This is a genomic window from Priestia sp. Y58, from assembly GCF_029522095.1.
Taxonomy (GTDB): domain Bacteria; phylum Bacillota; class Bacilli; order Bacillales; family Bacillaceae_H; genus Priestia; species Priestia megaterium_E.
Genome location: NZ_JAKWFL010000002.1, coordinates 325,464 through 342,654 on the forward strand (window position 1 = coordinate 325,464; position 17,191 = coordinate 342,654).

The 17,191-nt window shown below is 38.2% G+C and carries 21 protein-coding genes; 13 read left to right on the forward strand and 8 right to left on the reverse strand.

The genetic code is table 11. The features are described 5' to 3' along the window. The first annotated feature begins 18 nt into the window (after positions 1-18). From MMB68_RS07420 to MMB68_RS07435, 4 genes are all read left to right on the forward strand, one after another. On the forward strand, positions 19-303 hold the full coding sequence (locus tag MMB68_RS07420; protein WP_013057729.1) for a putative quinol monooxygenase: 285 nt from the start codon (positions 19-21) through the stop codon (positions 301-303). A gap of 29 nt (positions 304-332) precedes the next feature. After that, positions 333-1,070, forward strand: coding sequence for an oxygen-insensitive NADPH nitroreductase (nfsA, locus tag MMB68_RS07425; RefSeq protein WP_277548501.1), 738 nt, complete (start codon positions 333-335; stop codon positions 1,068-1,070). Between the two features lie 92 nt (positions 1,071-1,162). Next, positions 1,163-1,600 (forward strand): hypothetical protein, encoded by a 438-nt coding sequence (locus tag MMB68_RS07430; RefSeq protein WP_221784334.1) that lies wholly within the window; start codon positions 1,163-1,165, stop codon positions 1,598-1,600. 115 nt (positions 1,601-1,715) lie between these two features. Continuing rightward, positions 1,716-2,396 carry a DUF4397 domain-containing protein gene (locus MMB68_RS07435; protein ID WP_221784332.1) on the forward strand — a complete coding sequence of 227 codons (681 nt, stop codon included), beginning with the start codon at positions 1,716-1,718 and terminating at the stop codon, positions 2,394-2,396. Between the two features lie 34 nt (positions 2,397-2,430). On the opposite strand, the gene MMB68_RS07440 is transcribed toward MMB68_RS07435, so the two are convergent. After that, positions 2,431-2,964, reverse strand: a complete 534-nt coding sequence (locus MMB68_RS07440) for a GrpB family protein (protein WP_028412757.1) — start codon at positions 2,962-2,964, stop codon at positions 2,431-2,433. A gap of 560 nt (positions 2,965-3,524) precedes the next feature. Between MMB68_RS07440 and MMB68_RS07445 the strand changes: the two genes are divergently transcribed. Further along, positions 3,525-5,045 (forward strand): N-acetylmuramoyl-L-alanine amidase family protein, encoded by a 1,521-nt coding sequence (locus tag MMB68_RS07445; RefSeq protein WP_277548502.1) that lies wholly within the window; start codon positions 3,525-3,527, stop codon positions 5,043-5,045. Positions 5,046-5,074: 29 nt separating this feature from the next. On the opposite strand, the gene rpsN is transcribed toward MMB68_RS07445, so the two are convergent. Beyond that, positions 5,075-5,344: a 30S ribosomal protein S14 gene (rpsN, locus tag MMB68_RS07450; RefSeq protein WP_013083817.1), complete on the reverse strand. Its 270-nt coding sequence runs from the start codon at positions 5,342-5,344 to the stop codon at positions 5,075-5,077. A 412-nt stretch (positions 5,345-5,756) separates the two neighbouring features. Here rpsN and MMB68_RS07455 point away from each other — a divergent pair, with 412 nt between their 5' ends. The 3 genes from MMB68_RS07455 (at position 5,757) to MMB68_RS07465 (ending at position 7,570) form a co-directional block, all read left to right on the forward strand. Next, positions 5,757-6,032 carry an AbrB/MazE/SpoVT family DNA-binding domain-containing protein gene (locus tag MMB68_RS07455; RefSeq protein ID WP_013057736.1) on the forward strand — a complete coding sequence of 92 codons (276 nt, stop codon included), beginning with the start codon at positions 5,757-5,759 and terminating at the stop codon, positions 6,030-6,032. A gap of 120 nt (positions 6,033-6,152) precedes the next feature. Next, the gene (locus MMB68_RS07460) at positions 6,153-6,614 is read left to right on the forward strand and encodes a DinB family protein (RefSeq protein ID WP_277548504.1); all 462 of its coding nucleotides are present in this window, start codon (positions 6,153-6,155) and stop codon (positions 6,612-6,614) included. A gap of 188 nt (positions 6,615-6,802) precedes the next feature. Then, positions 6,803-7,570 (forward strand): class I SAM-dependent methyltransferase, encoded by a 768-nt coding sequence (locus MMB68_RS07465; RefSeq protein ID WP_221784327.1) that lies wholly within the window; start codon positions 6,803-6,805, stop codon positions 7,568-7,570. A gap of 15 nt (positions 7,571-7,585) precedes the next feature. On the opposite strand, the gene MMB68_RS07470 is transcribed toward MMB68_RS07465, so the two are convergent. Beyond that, positions 7,586-8,266, reverse strand: a complete 681-nt coding sequence (locus MMB68_RS07470; RefSeq protein ID WP_221784325.1) for an FHA domain-containing protein — start codon at positions 8,264-8,266, stop codon at positions 7,586-7,588. A gap of 288 nt (positions 8,267-8,554) precedes the next feature. On the opposite strand from MMB68_RS07470, the gene MMB68_RS07475 reads away from it, so the two are divergent. Continuing rightward, entirely contained in the window at positions 8,555-8,719 is a 165-nt protein-coding gene (locus tag MMB68_RS07475) for a hypothetical protein (RefSeq protein ID WP_221784323.1), read from the forward strand. Positions 8,720-8,785: 66 nt separating this feature from the next. Here MMB68_RS07475 and cobT read toward each other — a convergent pair whose 3' ends face one another. Then, the gene (cobT, locus tag MMB68_RS07480; RefSeq protein WP_221784321.1) at positions 8,786-9,823 is read right to left on the reverse strand and encodes a nicotinate-nucleotide--dimethylbenzimidazole phosphoribosyltransferase; all 1,038 of its coding nucleotides are present in this window, start codon (positions 9,821-9,823) and stop codon (positions 8,786-8,788) included. A 162-nt stretch (positions 9,824-9,985) separates the two neighbouring features. Here cobT and MMB68_RS07485 point away from each other — a divergent pair, with 162 nt between their 5' ends. Both MMB68_RS07485 and MMB68_RS07490 read left to right on the forward strand, forming a co-directional pair. Beyond that, entirely contained in the window at positions 9,986-10,852 is an 867-nt protein-coding gene (locus MMB68_RS07485) for a YitT family protein (RefSeq protein ID WP_013083822.1), read from the forward strand. Between the two features lie 66 nt (positions 10,853-10,918). Then, a complete protein-coding gene (locus MMB68_RS07490) occupies positions 10,919-11,275 on the forward strand; it encodes a hypothetical protein (RefSeq protein WP_050689861.1) in 357 nt (118 codons plus the stop codon). Positions 11,276-11,603: 328 nt separating this feature from the next. Here MMB68_RS07490 and MMB68_RS07495 read toward each other — a convergent pair whose 3' ends face one another. After that, positions 11,604-12,050: a GNAT family N-acetyltransferase gene (locus MMB68_RS07495; protein WP_269871701.1), complete on the reverse strand. Its 447-nt coding sequence runs from the start codon at positions 12,048-12,050 to the stop codon at positions 11,604-11,606. 188 nt (positions 12,051-12,238) lie between these two features. Continuing rightward, positions 12,239-13,408 (reverse strand): MFS transporter, encoded by a 1,170-nt coding sequence (locus tag MMB68_RS07500; protein WP_277548505.1) that lies wholly within the window; start codon positions 13,406-13,408, stop codon positions 12,239-12,241. 360 nt (positions 13,409-13,768) lie between these two features. Between MMB68_RS07500 and MMB68_RS07505 the strand changes: the two genes are divergently transcribed. Then, positions 13,769-14,332 carry a YitT family protein gene (locus MMB68_RS07505; RefSeq protein ID WP_029322703.1) on the forward strand — a complete coding sequence of 188 codons (564 nt, stop codon included), beginning with the start codon at positions 13,769-13,771 and terminating at the stop codon, positions 14,330-14,332. Between the two features lie 28 nt (positions 14,333-14,360). Here the strand turns inward: MMB68_RS07505 and MMB68_RS07510 are convergent, their stop codons facing one another. Then, positions 14,361-15,245, reverse strand: coding sequence for a diacylglycerol/lipid kinase family protein (locus MMB68_RS07510; RefSeq protein WP_277548506.1), 885 nt, complete (start codon positions 15,243-15,245; stop codon positions 14,361-14,363). 188 nt (positions 15,246-15,433) lie between these two features. Here MMB68_RS07510 and MMB68_RS07515 point away from each other — a divergent pair, with 188 nt between their 5' ends. Then, positions 15,434-15,898: a DUF4306 domain-containing protein gene (locus MMB68_RS07515; protein ID WP_223260182.1), complete on the forward strand. Its 465-nt coding sequence runs from the start codon at positions 15,434-15,436 to the stop codon at positions 15,896-15,898. A gap of 54 nt (positions 15,899-15,952) precedes the next feature. On the opposite strand, the gene MMB68_RS07520 is transcribed toward MMB68_RS07515, so the two are convergent. After that, complete coding sequence (locus tag MMB68_RS07520) at positions 15,953-17,056, reverse strand: citrate synthase/methylcitrate synthase (protein WP_016764746.1); 1,104 nt, start codon at positions 17,054-17,056, stop codon at positions 15,953-15,955. Positions 17,057-17,191 lie beyond the last annotated feature (135 nt).

Here is a 17,191-nt window from a genome sequence, read left to right on the forward strand (position 1 = left end):
TTAAAGGAGGAATCACCCATGATTCATTTACAAGCTTCAATGAAAGTTAACCCAGCAAAAAGAGAAGAATTTTTAGAAAACGTACAAGAACTAATTAAGCATTCTTTACAAGAAGAAGGAAACAGCAACTATCAACTATTTGAAGATGCTTTTACACCTAACACATTTATGATGATTGAAGAGTGGAAAAGCGAAGAAGCAATTCAAGCACACAATAAATCAGCTCACTTCCAAAGTTTTGTAGCATTTGCTCAAACTGGCGTACTTGTAGCACCTTTAGATGTAAAAACATTACAAGGCTAAGAATAACTTCTTTGAAAGGATGACGCATCATGAATGAAGCAATTCATACAATTCAAGATCATCGTTCTATCCGTCAGTATACAGACGAAGCAGTAAGCGACGAGCATTTAGATACGATTATCCAATCTGCTCAGTCAGCCGCTTCTTCTATTAATGGACAGCAAGTTACTATTATTAGCGTCCAAGATAAAGAAAAGAAGAAAAAACTTTCAGAGCTTGCCGGTAACCAAGCGTGGATTGACCAAGCTCCTCTATTTTTAATCTTTTGCGCAGATTTTAATCGTGCTAAGATTGCAGCTGAGCTTAACGATGCTCCTCTTGGCGTAACTGATGGGCTTGAGTCAATTTTAGTCGGAGCAACCGATGCTGGAATTTCGTTAGAAGCAGCAACAGTTGCAGCCGAATCACTCGGTTTAGGTACAGTCCCAATCGGAGGAATTCGCAGAAAGCCGCTAGAAGTCATTGAACTGCTGGATCTACCGGAATACGTATTTCCAGTAAGCGGTCTTGTGGTTGGACATCCGGCAGATCGTTCTGCGAAAAAGCCTCGATTGCCACAAGCTGCCGTGCACCATCGTGAAAGCTATAATCACGACTTAAAGTCATTGATTCAAGACTATGATGCTGAAATGGCAGAGTATATGAAAAAGAGAACAAATGGTGCTGATGACCGCAACTGGTCACAAACTGTATCAGCTATTTATAAAACAATTTATTATCCAGAAGTTCGAGCGATGCTTGAAAAACAAGGATTTAAATTCGAATAACCAAAAGCTGCGATGAACATCGCAGCTTTTTTATCTACTTTAACAGCGTGCTGAATAGACTAAAAGTAATACTCAATAAATGAGGTGTTGATATGGAGTTTATTTTAATTTGTAATTTTCTTTTAGGTGCAACCGCAGCGTTTTTATTGGTGCCGGCTGTTACAAAAAAGCACACTCTTCACGTGACTTTACTTTCTCTCCTTTTCCTCCTTTCAATTGTCCCGACTTTTCTTCTCGCTAATCCACATATCGGCGTTTTACCTTGGGCTATTCGAGACGGTCTTCTATTGTTCGCTGCTTTCCTTTTCTTTTATTTAACCTTCACTTTAAACAGATGGAAAACGCTTTTGTTTTTTCTTTTCTTTTTACTGTCAATTGCTCCTCTTGCCTACGTCGTATACGATAACTTTGTCCATACGTATGCAGATGCCAATATTGGGCTTGGTTTAGGCTTTTTACTGACATGGCTCTTAACAGCTCTGTACAATATTTTGGCTATTCTTCGATTTTTTCGTCAGAAATCTCAGTAAACACATCAAAAGTTAACAAACAAACGAATAGTTGATTTTATTTAGTATACGCTAACAACTGCACAGTCCTTCTCTTTACATAAAGCTGTGTATACTAAAAAAGGAGTGATACTTGATGAAACGACTATTCGTAATGGTAGCAGTAATTGCCTTCTTGGCACTTAGCCGCATGTTAGTATTTGCCGCTGAAACACCTCCTGCTGCAGATGAGCGAACAGCTCAAAATGCAGAAGTTCGCATCGTTCATGCTTCACCGGATGCTCCGGCTGTAGACATTTTTGTGGATGACAAAGCTTTAGTAGAAGGAGCAAAGTTTAAAGATGTCTCCAACTCCCTGCCTTTGTCAGCTGGTTCTCATAAAGTAGAAGTATACGAAGCGAAGACAAAAGGAACAAAAGATTCCATCATTGAAGCTACCCTTGTTGTAGACGGTGGAAAATCGTATACAGTGGCCGCTGTAAATAAAGCAGAAAACCTTGAACTACAGGCTTTCACGAATAATAAGCAAGGAATGGATGGAAAAGCAAGCTTACGTGTTGCTCATTTATCTCCTGATGCTCCTGCGGTAAACGTAGGTCCTAAAGGTGCTGCTCCTTTATTTAAAGATCTGTCTTTTAAAAGCATTTCAGGTTATCAAGTAGTAAATCCGGGTTCGTATGATTTATCTGTTTCCACAGCAGATGGAAAAGAAGTACTAAGTCTTCCTGGAACAAATCTTCAAAGCGGTAAAAACTATACGGTTCTCGCAGTAAATACTGCTGACAAGCTTGAGACCATTGTTTTACAAGATAATTAATTAAAAAACGTCATTTCAATTGAAATGACGTTTTTTATAGACTGCGCTGAATAAATTCTTCTTTTTTGTACTCATAGGTAGAAATATCGTTCCACAATCGTTTTGAAAGCTCGTATTTCATACCTTCATATTTTTTTCTAGCACGTTCGCTCGAGCGTAACTGCTCCCTGAAATTAATTCGTTCATTCCAGTAAGGTGATTCACTGACCGTTACGTACACATGACTTCTTCTAGCATCATGCGGAATGAGCTTACGGGCATTTTTAGCTGTCATAATTGGAGGGTAGTGTGCAGCTGGAACGCCTTCTTTTAATAAGACAAACATCTCTTTTTCCGCTACATATACGTGGGATTTATTTTTTAATATAGCGCGCACTTCATTTATGTCTTCTTCACGTTTGACTCCGATTAAAATATCAACGATTGGTGAACCTGCCAATCCTGGAACGGACGTGCTTCCAATATGTTCGATGTCTACTGAAAAGTCTTTTAGTGTATTAAGCAACGCTTCTTTTTCCATTTGATACAAAAGCGACCACTTTGTTTCATACTGAACAATCTTTCGCATATCAGTTTCCACCCTTTCACTTTTTTATACTGTACCATGTTTTAAAGTAAAAAGAAAGAATTTTCTAACTATTTACTTTTAGTTTATGCTAAGAGCTTTACACCCCTATAGACAGGCTTTGTATTATTTTATATATTTTTGTTATTTTTATTCTACATGTTTCATAATTGTGGATGTTTCCTCCTTCAAAAGATAGATACGCTTTTATTTTCTATTTTTCCTCTATCATATTCACACTCAGCTGTTTTATACTATTTTACGTTTTTGCTAGTAGAAGACATATCCTCAAAATGCAGATGAACAAAGGATTAAAGGTCTTTAATATCGCTAAATTCCACCTTTAATATAATTATATTTTACATTAATGTAAAATTTTATAGTCAAGGATGGCAGATAGTTCAAATTCATTATACAATTGAATTTCGACATATAGTATGATGGATAATATCGGTATTATGAGATAATAGTAGATTTCACTCAAAATTTTGGACTATTTGCCGATATATGCTTTGTATACCAATAACCTTATGTTGAAATTTGTAATTTGCAAGGAGGAAAAAATGAATAAAAAACATGTCATGTACACAGCCGTTTCTTCTGTTCTTTTAAGCTCTTCATTGCTTTTGCATTCAATTGATGCAGATGCAGCTGAATCGGCCAAAGTAACTGCTACATCGTTAAATGTACGTGCAACGCCTAGTACAAGCGGTGCTATCGTTGGAAAAATAACGAAGGGAAACACCGTTAATATAGTAGATGAAAGCAAAGGATGGGCTAAAATTACCTATAACGGTAAAGACGCTTGGATTTCATCTCAATACATAAATAAAACGCAAACAAACAGTACGTCTACCGAAAATTCAACATCGAAGTCAGCGATCGTTAATGCCAGCTCATTAAACGTTCGGTCTTCTGCAAGCACAAGCGCGTCCATCGTGACGAACTTACCGCGAGGTTCCAAAGTAACGGTGGTAAAAGTCAGCGGATCGTGGGCACAGATTAAAACGGCAAGCGGCCAAACGGGCTGGGTGGCAAGTCAGTACTTACAAGCAGGCTCGGATTCTTCTACGCCGACTAATGATTCAGGTTCTACGTCAGCCAAGTCAGCGACCGTTAATGCCAGTTCATTGAACGTTCGGTCTTCTGCAAGCACAAGCGCGTCTATCGTGACGAACTTATCGCGAGGTTCCAAAGTAACGGTAGTAAAAGAAAGCGGGTCGTGGGCACAGATTAAAACGGCAAATGGCCAAACGGGCTGGGTAGCAAGTCAGTATTTACAAGCAGATTCCGGACAGTCTTCACAAACAGCCCAGTCTATTCAAATTACAAAAGCTTCAAATTTGCGAAGTCAGCCGAGCTTAAATGCGGGAATCATTCGTGTAGCAAGAGCAGGTGAAAGATTCAAAAAAGTAAATGAAACGAATGACTGGGTGCAAATTCAATACTCTGCGAGTCAAACAGCATGGGTATCAAAAGGGTTAACAGCTGCGGCTGGTTCTACACCTTCAGCTAGTTTTCCTTCTCCTTCTGCTGCTTTAAAAGATAAAATTATTGTAGTAGACGCTGGGCACGGCGGATATGATCCTGGCACTTCAGGCAAGTCATCGATTGAGAAAAGTTTAGCGTTAACAACAGCAAAACTTGTGGCAAGCCGCTTAGCTAATGCTGGAGCAAATGTATTTATGACGCGTTCAAACGATACTTTTATCTCACTAAGCGGACGAGTGAACGTTAGTGAAGCAAAGCATGCAGATGCATTTATCAGCATTCACTATAACGCTTCTACTGCATCTTCTGCAAACGGCATCGCATCATTTTATTACAGTGAATCCAAAGATAAAGAATTAGCAAAATACATTCAAGAAAGCATGGCTGAAAACGCGCCTTCTATGAAGGATATGGGGGTTCGTTTTGGAGATTATTATGTTACTCGAGAAAACAACCAGCGGGCTGTACTTCTTGAATTAGGCTTTTTATCAAATGCTCACGATGAGCAAATTGTTTCTTCTAACGCGTATCAGCAGCAAATATCTACAGGTATTTACCAAGGAATTGCTCGATATTTTGCAGCTAATAAATAATAAAAGCCCTCATTATGAGGGCTTTTATACTACCAGCTTGCTTTTTTAACACCTGGAATTTGCCCTTTGTAGGCTAATTCCCTAAAAGCGATGCGTGACATTTCAAATTTTCTAAGGTAGCCTCTCGGACGACCAGTAACGCGGCAGCGATTATTTAAGCGCGTTGGCGAAGAATCTCTAGGCAATTTTTTTAACGCTTCGTAATCTCCTTTTTCCTTCAGCTCTTGGCGCAATTGCGCATACTTCGCTACCATCTCTTGACGCTTTTGTTCTTTTACAACTTTTGATTTTTTAGCCAAATTCTTTGTCATCCTTTCGATTTATTACTTTTTTATTTGAAATACGTAATCATTACGATTTAATTATTTTGAGCAAGTTACTCCTTTAATCTAATCATATTCTCTTCATTCTTTCAACTTATTTGCTTCCACATTCACATGTAGCCTCCCCCCAGGCTGCTGCATAAACATAAATAAAATTGTATGTCAAATGTAATTAATTCCTTCATCTCCTATATCATACAAAGAGCCCTAAATATTCCATATTGTAGGAGGATTTGTATTTACAGATAATATTTCAATAATATTACAGTTCATTTACATATTAATAACTTCGACAAATTTAGCGGTTATCTAGTATATAATCATCTTAGAAATTCCAAAAATAATATTTTGCGTACTCAATAAAATATAAAAGTAAAGGTGATTAAAAATGAAATCGACTGGTATTGTAAGAAAAGTAGATGATTTAGGTCGTATCGTAATTCCTAAAGAGTTAAGACGTGTTCTTGAAATAGATGTAAAAGATCCTGTTGAAATTTTTGTCGAAACAGATCGAATTATTTTAAAGAAATATGAGCCGAACGGTGCTTGTGCGATTACTGGCGAAGTATCTTCTGACAACGTAACAATCGCAGATGGCAAATTAACTTTAAGCCGCGAAGGTATGGAGTTATTGCTTGAAGAGTTAAAACAACGTAATTTCTAATAATAAGAAAAGCAGCTGCTCATATGCAGCTGTTTTTCTTATTGATAAAGTTTTTTCTTCGCTTTCTGATTTTCAAATGCTATACTCAGAAGCGAATACATAATAAAGGAGCCTTTTATCATGACAGTTGAACAAATGCCCCATCACTTTTTAGCACATCGAAACGTAACTAATGAATTAATCAACAAAATTGAAGCAGGTCACTACGAATACAAGCCTGCCCCGACATCTATGTCCGCTTTTGACTTATCTACGCATATTTTAACATCCTTTTATGCATTTGCATCAGTGGTAAAATCCGGTGATTTATCTCCACTTGGTCAAAAAGCTGATTTTAGCGGTAAGTCATTATCAGATCTTTCAGCTGAATATACCCAAAAAACAGTAGACGTATTACGTTCACTAAGTGAAGATGATTTAAACAAGACCATTGACGCAACTGCAGCGTTTGGAAGAAAGCTTCCCGGAAGACAACTTTTACAAATGGCCATTGATCATGAAATTCATCATAAAGGAAATTTATACGTCTACGTACGTGAGATGGGTCATACAGATCTTCCTCTATTTGTTCAGTTCGGTTAATGGTTAGAAAATAGTTCGTGCTTGTAAGCGCCCAAGCTAGAAGTTTGGTGCGCTTTTTCTTTGGAGTTTTCGGCATAATAAGTAAGATATATGGTATAATTCTATCAATAACTTCATATCTACTATTCAAAGCTTGTTTCTTCTTATAAAACGATAGTCATCATCTTTTACAAAGGAGGAATCACTTCATGAGTCAAACTGTTAATCAACAAAAAATTGCTCAAGTGTATCATCTTCCGTTTGTTTCTTCATTTGGAGGAAGTGCTATGAACCTTCTTTCTCCTCAAGCTGGCGAACATATTTTAGATATTGGCTGTGGCACTGGCGAATTTATTTCGCAGCTCAATAAGCTTCATGTCCATGCAACAGGCATCGATTGCTCTGAAAATATGATTGAACAGGCTCGTCATCAGTACCCGACTCTATCCTTTGAACAGTTAAATGCCCTTAACCTTCCTTATTGCGAACAATTTGACGCAGTTTTTTCCAATGCAACTTTACACGACATCCGTCCCCCTCACCTTGTCATTAAAAACATTTACAATGCTTTAAAACCAAATGGCCGATTTGTAGCAGAATTTTGGGGAAAAGGAAACATGGACGAAATTTTCACAGAAATCATTCGTCAATTTAAAACGTTTGATATCCCTTATAACGATGTAGATTTCCCATGGTACTTTCCTTCTGTAGCTGAATATTCTTCTCTTTTGGAATCACAGAATTTTCAAGTCACCACGGCCATTCACTACAGCCGTCCCTTCTTGTTAAAAGGGGAAAACGGCTTGCGTAATTGGCTAGAAACAAATGCAGCCCCTCTTTTTGCTCACGTGACGACAGAAACTAAAAATGTCCTCATTACGCGCTTAGAAAATCGAATGCAAGATAAACTGTTTCAAAATGGATCTTGGCTAGCAGAAGCCAAACATATACGTGTACATGCTGTAAAACGAGATTAAAAAATGGACGTGATTCTATTCACGTCCATTCTCGTTAAAGTGTAGCCAATATCCTTTTCCTCGAATCACTTCGATTTCTAAATATGTTCCTATTTTTTTGCGAACCCGGTAAATCAGCGCATTCAGCTCTTCCGCTGCTACTAGAATTTCTCCATTTGACTCTACTCGTTCAGGCCAAACGCTTTTTTTTAATGCTTCTTTTGAAACAAATTGATTGTTGTATTCTAGAAGATAAGCTAAGCACGCGTATTCTTTATCTGACAGAATATACGTTTCCTCTTTTACTTTTACTTTCTGCAAAATTGGATCTAATGTGTAAAATGGTTTATTTATTTGTTTTAGCAAAGGTCCTAAATCGAGGGTTGCATCCATATCATCATTTCTAAATACTAAAGCTGCCTCTTCATTTGCTAAGGTAATGACATCCTGCTCTTTCAATAAACGAGGGGTTCCAGGCTGTAACTCTTCTCCATTTACTTTTGTCCCGTGTTTACTAAACAAATCTGTAATGAAAAAGGCATTGCTTTCGTAAGTTACTTCAAAATGCTTGCGTGAAATGTAAGCACTTTGAAAGGCCAGATAAGGCTCCCATTCTTCACTGCTTCGTCCGATAATACAGGCTTTATCTTTTGGAATAGGCACGGAAGCTCCTTCATAAAAAGGAGCACCGTTCCGAATAATCAACATACCGTCCATTGTTTGCTCACACTCTTTTTTAAAATTTTCTGACTCTTATCATGTAATTATAACACTCACATTTATTGAGATTTCTTCCAACTTTGGATAACATCATAGTATAGTCAGTTATATGATAAAGGTTGTTGCCATGTAAGTAAACCTTTAGAGCAGTCCTTTTCTAACTGAAAAAATACGTATTCTTTGCCCTGCTGGAACGGGGATACAATTTTTTTGTAAAATAATTTGATTTTTAGTAACTTTGACATATGTTCTCTCTTTTTAAAGCAGAGTAAAATAGGAAAATACGTGAAATATTTACATAATGGAGGAAAACCAATGGGACGTTTGCCAAAAGATAGAGAAATTCAAGCGATTAAACGACGCGTTGCACTGGTATTGTTGATTATTGGATCATTTATTCTAACAGGTGCTAGCTTTAGCATTTATTGGTTTATGATGTTAAAAATATAAGGTTTTTTTATAAAATAAAGAAAAAAGACATGGTTTTGTTGAATTGCTCCCATGTCTTTTTTAGGTTCATTCTTTCTCAGACACTCCCGCAGATTGAAACGTGGCCATATTGGCAATCATCAGTGAAGCCGAGTGCAGCAGCGGAAATGTAACAGCAGCTCCACTTCCCTCACCTAACCGAAGATTGAGGTTGAGGAGCGGTTTCTTGCCAAGAAGCTTCATTGCACACGCATGACCTTGTTCAACAGATTCGTGACTAGCAAACATATAGTCTCTTGCTTGTGTATTGATTTCTGTCGCTAGAAGGGCTGCAACTGTACAAATAAAACCATCTACCAAAATAGGAATACGGTGAGCAGCTGCCGCCAGCATAGCACCTGTCATCCCGGCAATTTCAAGACCCCCTATTTTACTGATAATATCAATTGGATCCTGAGGGTTGATGTGCCTGTTTTGCAGCGCTTCTTCAATCACGTTGACTTTGTGGCGCAGTTGTTCATCAGAAATCCCTGTGCCCATTCCTGCAAGCTTAGAGACTTTTTCTCCTGTCAATACAGCTAAAATAGCCGTGCTTGACGTAGTATTTCCGATGCCCATTTCTCCTACAATCAAACATTTAATTCCTTGGGCAATAAGCTCTTCAGCTTCTTCATATCCGACTTGAACAGCCAATTCTGCCTCACTGCGCGTCATCGCATCTTCTTTATAAAAACTTGCTGTGCCCAGCTTCACTTTGCGTTGTACAAGGTCCTTATGGGAAAGGTCAGAAGCAATGCCGATGTCAATCAGTTTGAACTGTGCATCTATTTGCTGACTAAACACGTTAATAGCTGCTCCTCCCTGCAAAAAATTCAGCGCCATTTGTGCCGTTACGTCTTGCGGATAAGCTGAAACTCCTTCTTTTACAATTCCATGATCGCCTGCAAATACGAGGACTCCTGGCGGCGTGACCGTCGGAAAAACTTCCCCGGTCATGGCCGCTAATTCAACTGCTATTTCTTCGAGTCTTCCAAGGCTTCCTATCGGTTTGGTTAATGTATCAATATAGCGTGCCGCTTTTTCGCCAGCGCTTGTTTGAAGCGGTGGAATATAAACGTTTATCATATGTACAGCTCCTTTATTTCAGCAAATGTCTACCGTTTAATTTAACAGGATTTTGTTTATTCTGGCTAGTCTTTTTTAAAGTAGATAATTGGATAGAGTTCCCAAGACTTAGTTATACTAGTAAGAGTTGCGTATAGGCAGTATTTTGAAAGGAAAGATTTTATGACAACGAAACAGCACAAAAAGGAAAAGGCAGGTCGGCTCATTTATCGCTACATTATGATGTTAATTGGGGCTTCCTTGGCTGCCGTTTCTATTGAATTATTTTTAGTCCCAAATTCCGTAATTGATGGCGGTATTATCGGTATTTCTCTAATTTTAGTTTACTTAACGAAATTGCCGTTCAGTCTTCTTATCATCATTTTTAATCTCCCTTTTTTATATAGTGGATACAAACAAATTGGTCGTAACTTCTGCTTTTCATCTATGTTTGCAGTCGTTGCTTTATCCATTGTAGAATCTCAATTGCACCATGTTCCAGCTGTAACATCTGAACCGCTTCTTGCTACTGTATTTGGCGGACTGCTGTTAGGAGCAGGTGTAGGAACGGTCATTCGTCACGGTGGAGCGTTAGACGGAACTGAGATTTTAGGTATTTTATTAACAAAAAAAATTCCGTTTTCTGTGGGCGAATTTGTGATGTTTTTAAATATCTTCATTTTCGCTTGGGCAGGGTTTGTGCTAGGTTGGGAACAGGCTATGTACTCGATCCTTACGTACTATATTGCTTCTAAAACAATCGATGCGATTATTCAAGGGCTTGATGAAACAAAAGCAGCTTTTATAGTTTCAAATCACTATGAAGAGCTATCAGACGCTATTACGCATCGTTTAGGCCGCGGCGTGACGAAACTGTATGGTAAAGGCGGATTTGAAGGTACAGAAAAAGAAGTCATATACGTAGTTGTGACGCGTTTAGAGATTACCAAGCTTAAAACCATTATTTCCGAAATAGATCCACATGCATTTACAACCATTATGGATACCCAAGAAGCGCAGGGTGGCAAATTCAAATCAGCCATCCACTAACTATACATAAGCGTGGATGTCCCTGAGCATGCTAATAGCTGACTACCCGTAAAGGAGCTCACCACAATGAAAGAACAAATGTCCAACTTATTTCACCAATTAAAACAGTCGGTTTCCGATGTATCTGATAAGTTATATGACAAAGTACATACGCTGCAATCATCACCAGGAGTGAGTGTGTTTGAACTATATGAATGGATTAAAGAAAACCCAAGCACAAGCGTACAAAAGCAAACGCTGCTCGGAATTTCGTACTCTTTCTATACACTCCACGCAGACGGCGTTTTTTTCTATATGGAAACGAAATATGATTATTTACTTTACATGACTATTTATAGTCCAACACGTCATTATTTCACCTATCATTCTTACAGAGATTCTTTATCAACCGTGACTCCCTTGGCGTTTCCTATTACTAAATAATAAAAAGCTCCTCAATCGAGGAGCTTTCTTTATATGATTATCTTCCTTTTCGGACTTTAAAGATAAACAGCGCAAGCAAAAAACCGCTCGTCGCAGTTACTATTTTCCACGCGTTTAAGATTGGATTTTTTTTCAAGGTCCTGCTCCTTCCTTGCGGCTATACTAAAAATAGGATGGCCGCCTTTCAAACAGCTAGTCCAACTTCCCCCTACTATTGATACGATCATCTAACATATAGCCCACCGACATTTTCATCAATTTCACTTTTCATACTATAACATATTTTTGCCATTTAGTAGAAGTCTTAAAAGTAAAAGCTGCACTTCTCTTAAAAAAAACGGTATTGAACCCCTGCATTTTCTTTACCGTTCATTTTTTGAAAAAGGTTTTGAGCAACTTTATTTTCACTGCTGCACTCAGCGGTCATCCCTGCAAACTCATACTTTTGAGAATAGGCCAAGCAGATCTTAAACAAACGTTCACCAATTTTATTACCTCTGTTTAAAGGAGATACGTACAAGTCTTTTAAGATCGCTGTTTCTTTAAAATAATAGGTGCTCCACGATACGTACACCGTCGCAAAACCTACTAGTTTCCCTTCTAATTCAGCAACAAACTGGATACCATAGGAAGGATTATTCAATAAGCGCTTAATATGTAAAGTTAAAGCTTTCCGGGAAGGGGCAGGCTGCTCACAGAATTTTACTATATATTCTTGCATTAACGTAGCCAGTCGCTCTCGATCAGTTTCAACCCCCTGTCGAATGACAACCATTTAATCACTCCTTTTAGCTCAACGCTCTTAACATAATTCGATAGCCATATTTTTTTTCCTTTTGTTTTCGTGAAAAGCTTCCTACTTTTACACAAGGGGTATTTAAAGCAAACAACCTTATACGGCTTATGGTTGAGGAGAGAAAATACGATGTTTTAAAAAAGGTTGCAAATAGCAAGCAACCTTTTTTAGTTAGCAAGCGCATAATTCCGTAAGAATAAACCTACACAGCCGCTGATTACAATCAGTCCTCCTGCTGTTAGAAACGCCGCCGTCACATTTAGCGAAGCAACAGCTCCAAGCAGCAGCACCGAAAGTCCAAACGTCACATATGAAACGCTCAGCGTAGCGGAAAGCACCTTAGAAAGCTTTTCTAAAGGACCGGCCGTTTGTGTAAGCGTGTAAGAACACGTAGCGCTTATTTGAAGGGCAATGCCAATAGCAAAACTAAGTAAAAGTGAAAGAAAAGGAGCAGACATCACTCCGAACAATAATGTAAAAAAACCTGATAAAAGACTGCCTAGTGTTACGATATGATAAAGACTTTTCTCTTGTTCAACTGAAATCTTCAACAAAACGAAACCTCCAAGAACCGTTCCAACAAAAAAACTGCTGTTGATATATCCCCACCAAGCTTCATTTTTATTTAATATCTCTTTCACAAACACGTAGACAATTGCTGATGCCCAAACGCCGGCAGCCATTCCTTCTAAAACCTCCATGACTAATAAAACCCGCAGGCGCGGATAATGCCAAATTAGTTTCCATCCCTCTTTTAACCCTTGTTTTTGCTTCGTTTTAGCAGAATGAGCGTTAATGCGAATGGCCTGCATAAATACAAGTGACAAACTGAATAACGAAAATGACAGCCATAAAAGGCCAGTAGCAGCCCAGCTGATGATCAGAAAGCTTCCAAGCGGATAGGCTGCAATTTGAATCGTTTGATCGGTGACATTAAACATACTGTTCCATTTTAACAGCTTCTCTTTATCTACTAAATGAGGAAGCATAGAGCTTTGAACCGGAGCTGCCCACCCATCGAAAAAAGCAATAAGCGCCACGCAGCACAGCATGCTGATAAGCGACATATGCCACAAGAAAAACATAGACAAAACACTGGTTTTCAACAGCTGAGACACAACAAGAATACGCTTAGCCCTGTAGCGATCTATAAGAAAAGGCACAGTAAAACTGCTCAAAAACTTAGCAGCCGTAATGGTAAACGGAATGCATGAAAGCAGCACAGGAGAACTATTTTGAGCATAAAGAATGCTGATTAACGCAACAATATATAATACATCTGCTAAATTGGCTTGGCTTTGACCAACCCATAAAAAAAGTACGGAACGATTTTTCACGACAATCCCTCTTTCTTTTTAGTATGACTGAAAAGAAAGAGAATCCTACACGTAATCAACCCCTTTATATAGCGGCTTGCTTTTATAGACTTATTACAATCGTATGCTTTTTACAAAACACAACTTATATATATATTAAAAAATACAAACAGTTAAACAGTATCATAAAAAATCAAGAAATTGTCGTGAAAACGAAGTTAGATTAACTATAGAATATCAGAGTTATAGAATCAATACTTTTTACATAATTTTCTTTTTTCTTCTTCTTTACTTCTAAATAACCTAAGCTTGCCATATACATAGATGGACGAGTACTCCTATTAAAATTTAACGTATAGGGTGAGGAATATTTTTTCGAGAGTGGTTTCGATTTGCTGTGGCAGCTTATTAATTGGACTAGGGCTAAACGGATTTATTGCTCCGTATCACTTACTAGACGGTGGACTTATAGGATTTGGGCTTATCGTATATTATGTGTTTGGAACTCCTATCGGAATGTCCATTTTCTTTTTGAACGTACCTGTCTATTTATATGCTTTTTTTCGTCATCGTCAAAACTTTTTTTATGGAAGTATAGGTTTATTTGTTTCTTTTTTTATGACAGAATGGCTGTCTATTCTCGAAGGTACGCTGGAGCTTCCTTTGCTTTTTAGCTCATTGCTTGGAGGCGCACTCGTAGGAATGGGAATAGGACTGATGCTTCGCTACGGGATCAGTTCGGATGGGCTTGATTTAATTGCTATTATTGTATCAAAAAAATGGAAAATCAATATAGGAATAACCATTTTTATCTTAGACAGTACGATTATGATAGTGGGCTTACATATTATCGGATTTACTGCTTTTTGCTACTCCATGCTTGTTATTACGATGAGCAGCATAATGATTATGCTCTTTACTTCTCCACGATGGCTATCTTCATAAAAAAAACGCTGGAAGTTCCAGCGTTTCTTTATCTGTTTCCGACTATCATATTGATGTGATTGTGGAGAACCGTAATCGTTGAAGGTGTTGTCGTTTCTTTTTCTCCATCACAATCTACCGTTTTTTCAGGAGTAGTTTCGATATGGACTTCTTTTGCACGAAAATGCATAAGGTTGCTTTCGGGGTTAAGCTGTTCCTCATCAGGGCTTGTTTGTAACCATGCCATAACCGGCTCGATTCCCATTTCTTTAATAACGAATACATCTAATAATCCGTCTTGAAATGAGCTGTTTCCTAGCATAGCACGAGTTCCTCCTAAAAAAGGACCGTTTCCAATTAACACCATAACAGCTTCTCCTTCATAAGAAGCTTTTTCGCTCGTCATTTTTAGTTGAAAAGGCTCTGCTTGATTTAAGGTTCTACCTACGCTCATGTAGTAAGAGAGCTTACCAAATTTCTCTTTATTTTCTTCTAAAATATTTTCAGATACATCAGCTACGAGGCCGATTCCCCAAAAGTTTAAAAAATAATCTTCGTCATGTTTTCCAACATCCACTGCCTCCGTCTGCTTTTCTATAATTTGCTCCACTGCTTTTAAAGGATTTTGATTCATTCCAATTGCACGCGAAAAGTCGTTGCATGTTCCACCAGGTAAAATAGCAAATACAGGACGTTGCTGCAGCGGAGCAAGAGCATTGATGAGCTCATAAATTGTCCCGTCTCCTCCTGCTCCAATAATGACATCCGCTTTGCCTTCCAATTTTCTTACCAGATCGGCACCATCTCCAGGTTGCTCTGTTTTATATAAAGTAACCGTCTCAAATGCAGTGTTTAACCGATCACATATAAAGTCAATTTCATTCACTAATTTCTTGTTTCCTGCGTTTGGATTCAAAATCACTGCTGCCTTCATCTTTCTCTCTCCTCTATTCATATCTTCCGTTTCACCTTTTTTCCCTTTATTTTAAAAAAACAAACCTTTTCAAATATGAACGTTTTATGAAACCATTCCAATAGTACTTTTTTTACTTTCAAAACCTGCTATAATAATTTTCGGACTTGTATTAACAAAAGATGGTTATTGAGAGGAGCTTTCTATACGTGTCAATAAAATGCATGACGCAGCTATTTGCAAGTTGTTTTGTTTTTTTACTTTCCTCAGTCGCTACCTGGTATAACGGCTCTTCGATGCTTGAAGGACCTTTATCAGCTAGTTTGACCGGAGGGCTAACAAAGTCCTCGGCGGTTCATCACTATTCTCACATCGATTATTTGTTATATACAATTAAATTCCACCCTCAGTTTCCAATTATGATGATGGTGAGCGGAATTTATTTGATTGTATTACTATCTATTATTGGCTTCAAAAAGCGGTATGGATTGATTAGCTCCTGCTGTTTATGTATCACGGCTCTCTTATGCTACAGCAGCTACAAACTTTCACATACCCCTACCGAAGGTGAGCACGCCATGATTACATCTAGCTTAGCTGCAGCAAGTTTATGCTTAGCAGTCGGATTATTCTATTTATTAAAACGATTTTATTCTCAAAAAGAATATATTTAACCATATGAAAAAACGTCGGATTTACCGACGTTTTTTATGTGAAAGCGAGTTTATTTATTGATTTTGTTCAACTGGCGTATAACCTATATAAGCAGACTGAGGTCGGTAAATACGATTATTTTCTGACTGTTCTACGACATGAGCTGTCCAGCCAACTACACGGCTTGCTGTGAAGGTTGGTGTGAATAGTTCAGACGGAAGCTCAACCGCTTTCATAACCGCTGCAGCGAAATATTCTACATTGGTATAAATGCCTCTACCCGGCTTGTATTCATTGAGTAATTCAATGGTTTTATCTTCAATTTTAACAATTAAATCAAATAGCCCGTTGTCTCCTGAGATTTGTTTCGATACTTCTTTTAATGCTTCTGCTCTTGGATCATGTGTACGATAAACACGATGACCAAATCCCATGATTTTCTCTTTGTTATCTAATTTTTTACGAACCCAGGGCTCAATATTCTCTTCACTTCCAATTTCATCAAACATGGTAATAACACCAGAAGGAGCTCCTCCGTGAAGCGGACCTTTCATCGCGCCAATTGCTCCGCAAATAGCTGAAACCATGTCAGATTCGGTAGATGAAATAACGCGCGATGAGAAGGTTGAGGCGTTCATCCCATGCTCAATTGTCAAAACAAAATATGCGTTCAGCGCAGTAACCAAACTTTGATCTGGAATTTCTCCGTTAATCATGTATAAATAGTTTGCTACATGATCCAAATGCTCGTTAGGCTCTACTACTTCTAAATCATTCATTTTACGATACCAATAGGCAATAATAGTAGGTGTGACCGCTGTAATGGCAAGCGCCTGCTCTTTTGTCGGAGGCCAGCTGTATGAAGGGTCTCCTAAAGCTGAGATACATGTGCGAAGCGCGCTCATCACTTCTGTATCTTTTGGCAAACAGTCCATTAACGCAACAATATTAGCCGGAAGCGTACGATGAGTCACCATTTTTTGTTTAAATGCTTTTAACTCATCATGATTGGGCAGCGTGCCGTTCCAAATTAAATAAGAAACTTCTTCAAAAGAATAATTGATCGCCAAATCTTTTGCCCAATATCCGCGATAAATCAGCTGACCTTTCTCTCCATCAACATGCCCTACTTTTGTTTCAGCTGCAACGATTCCTTCTAGTCCTTTAACGTATGTCATCTCAACCACTCCCCCAATTATTTTTAACAAACAGGCCCTTTTTTCTATGTACGGCTCGTTTGCAGAATGAATAGACTCACCTTAGTGGTGCACTATACCATTTTATTCCTCTTTCTTAATTGTCAGAACAGTATA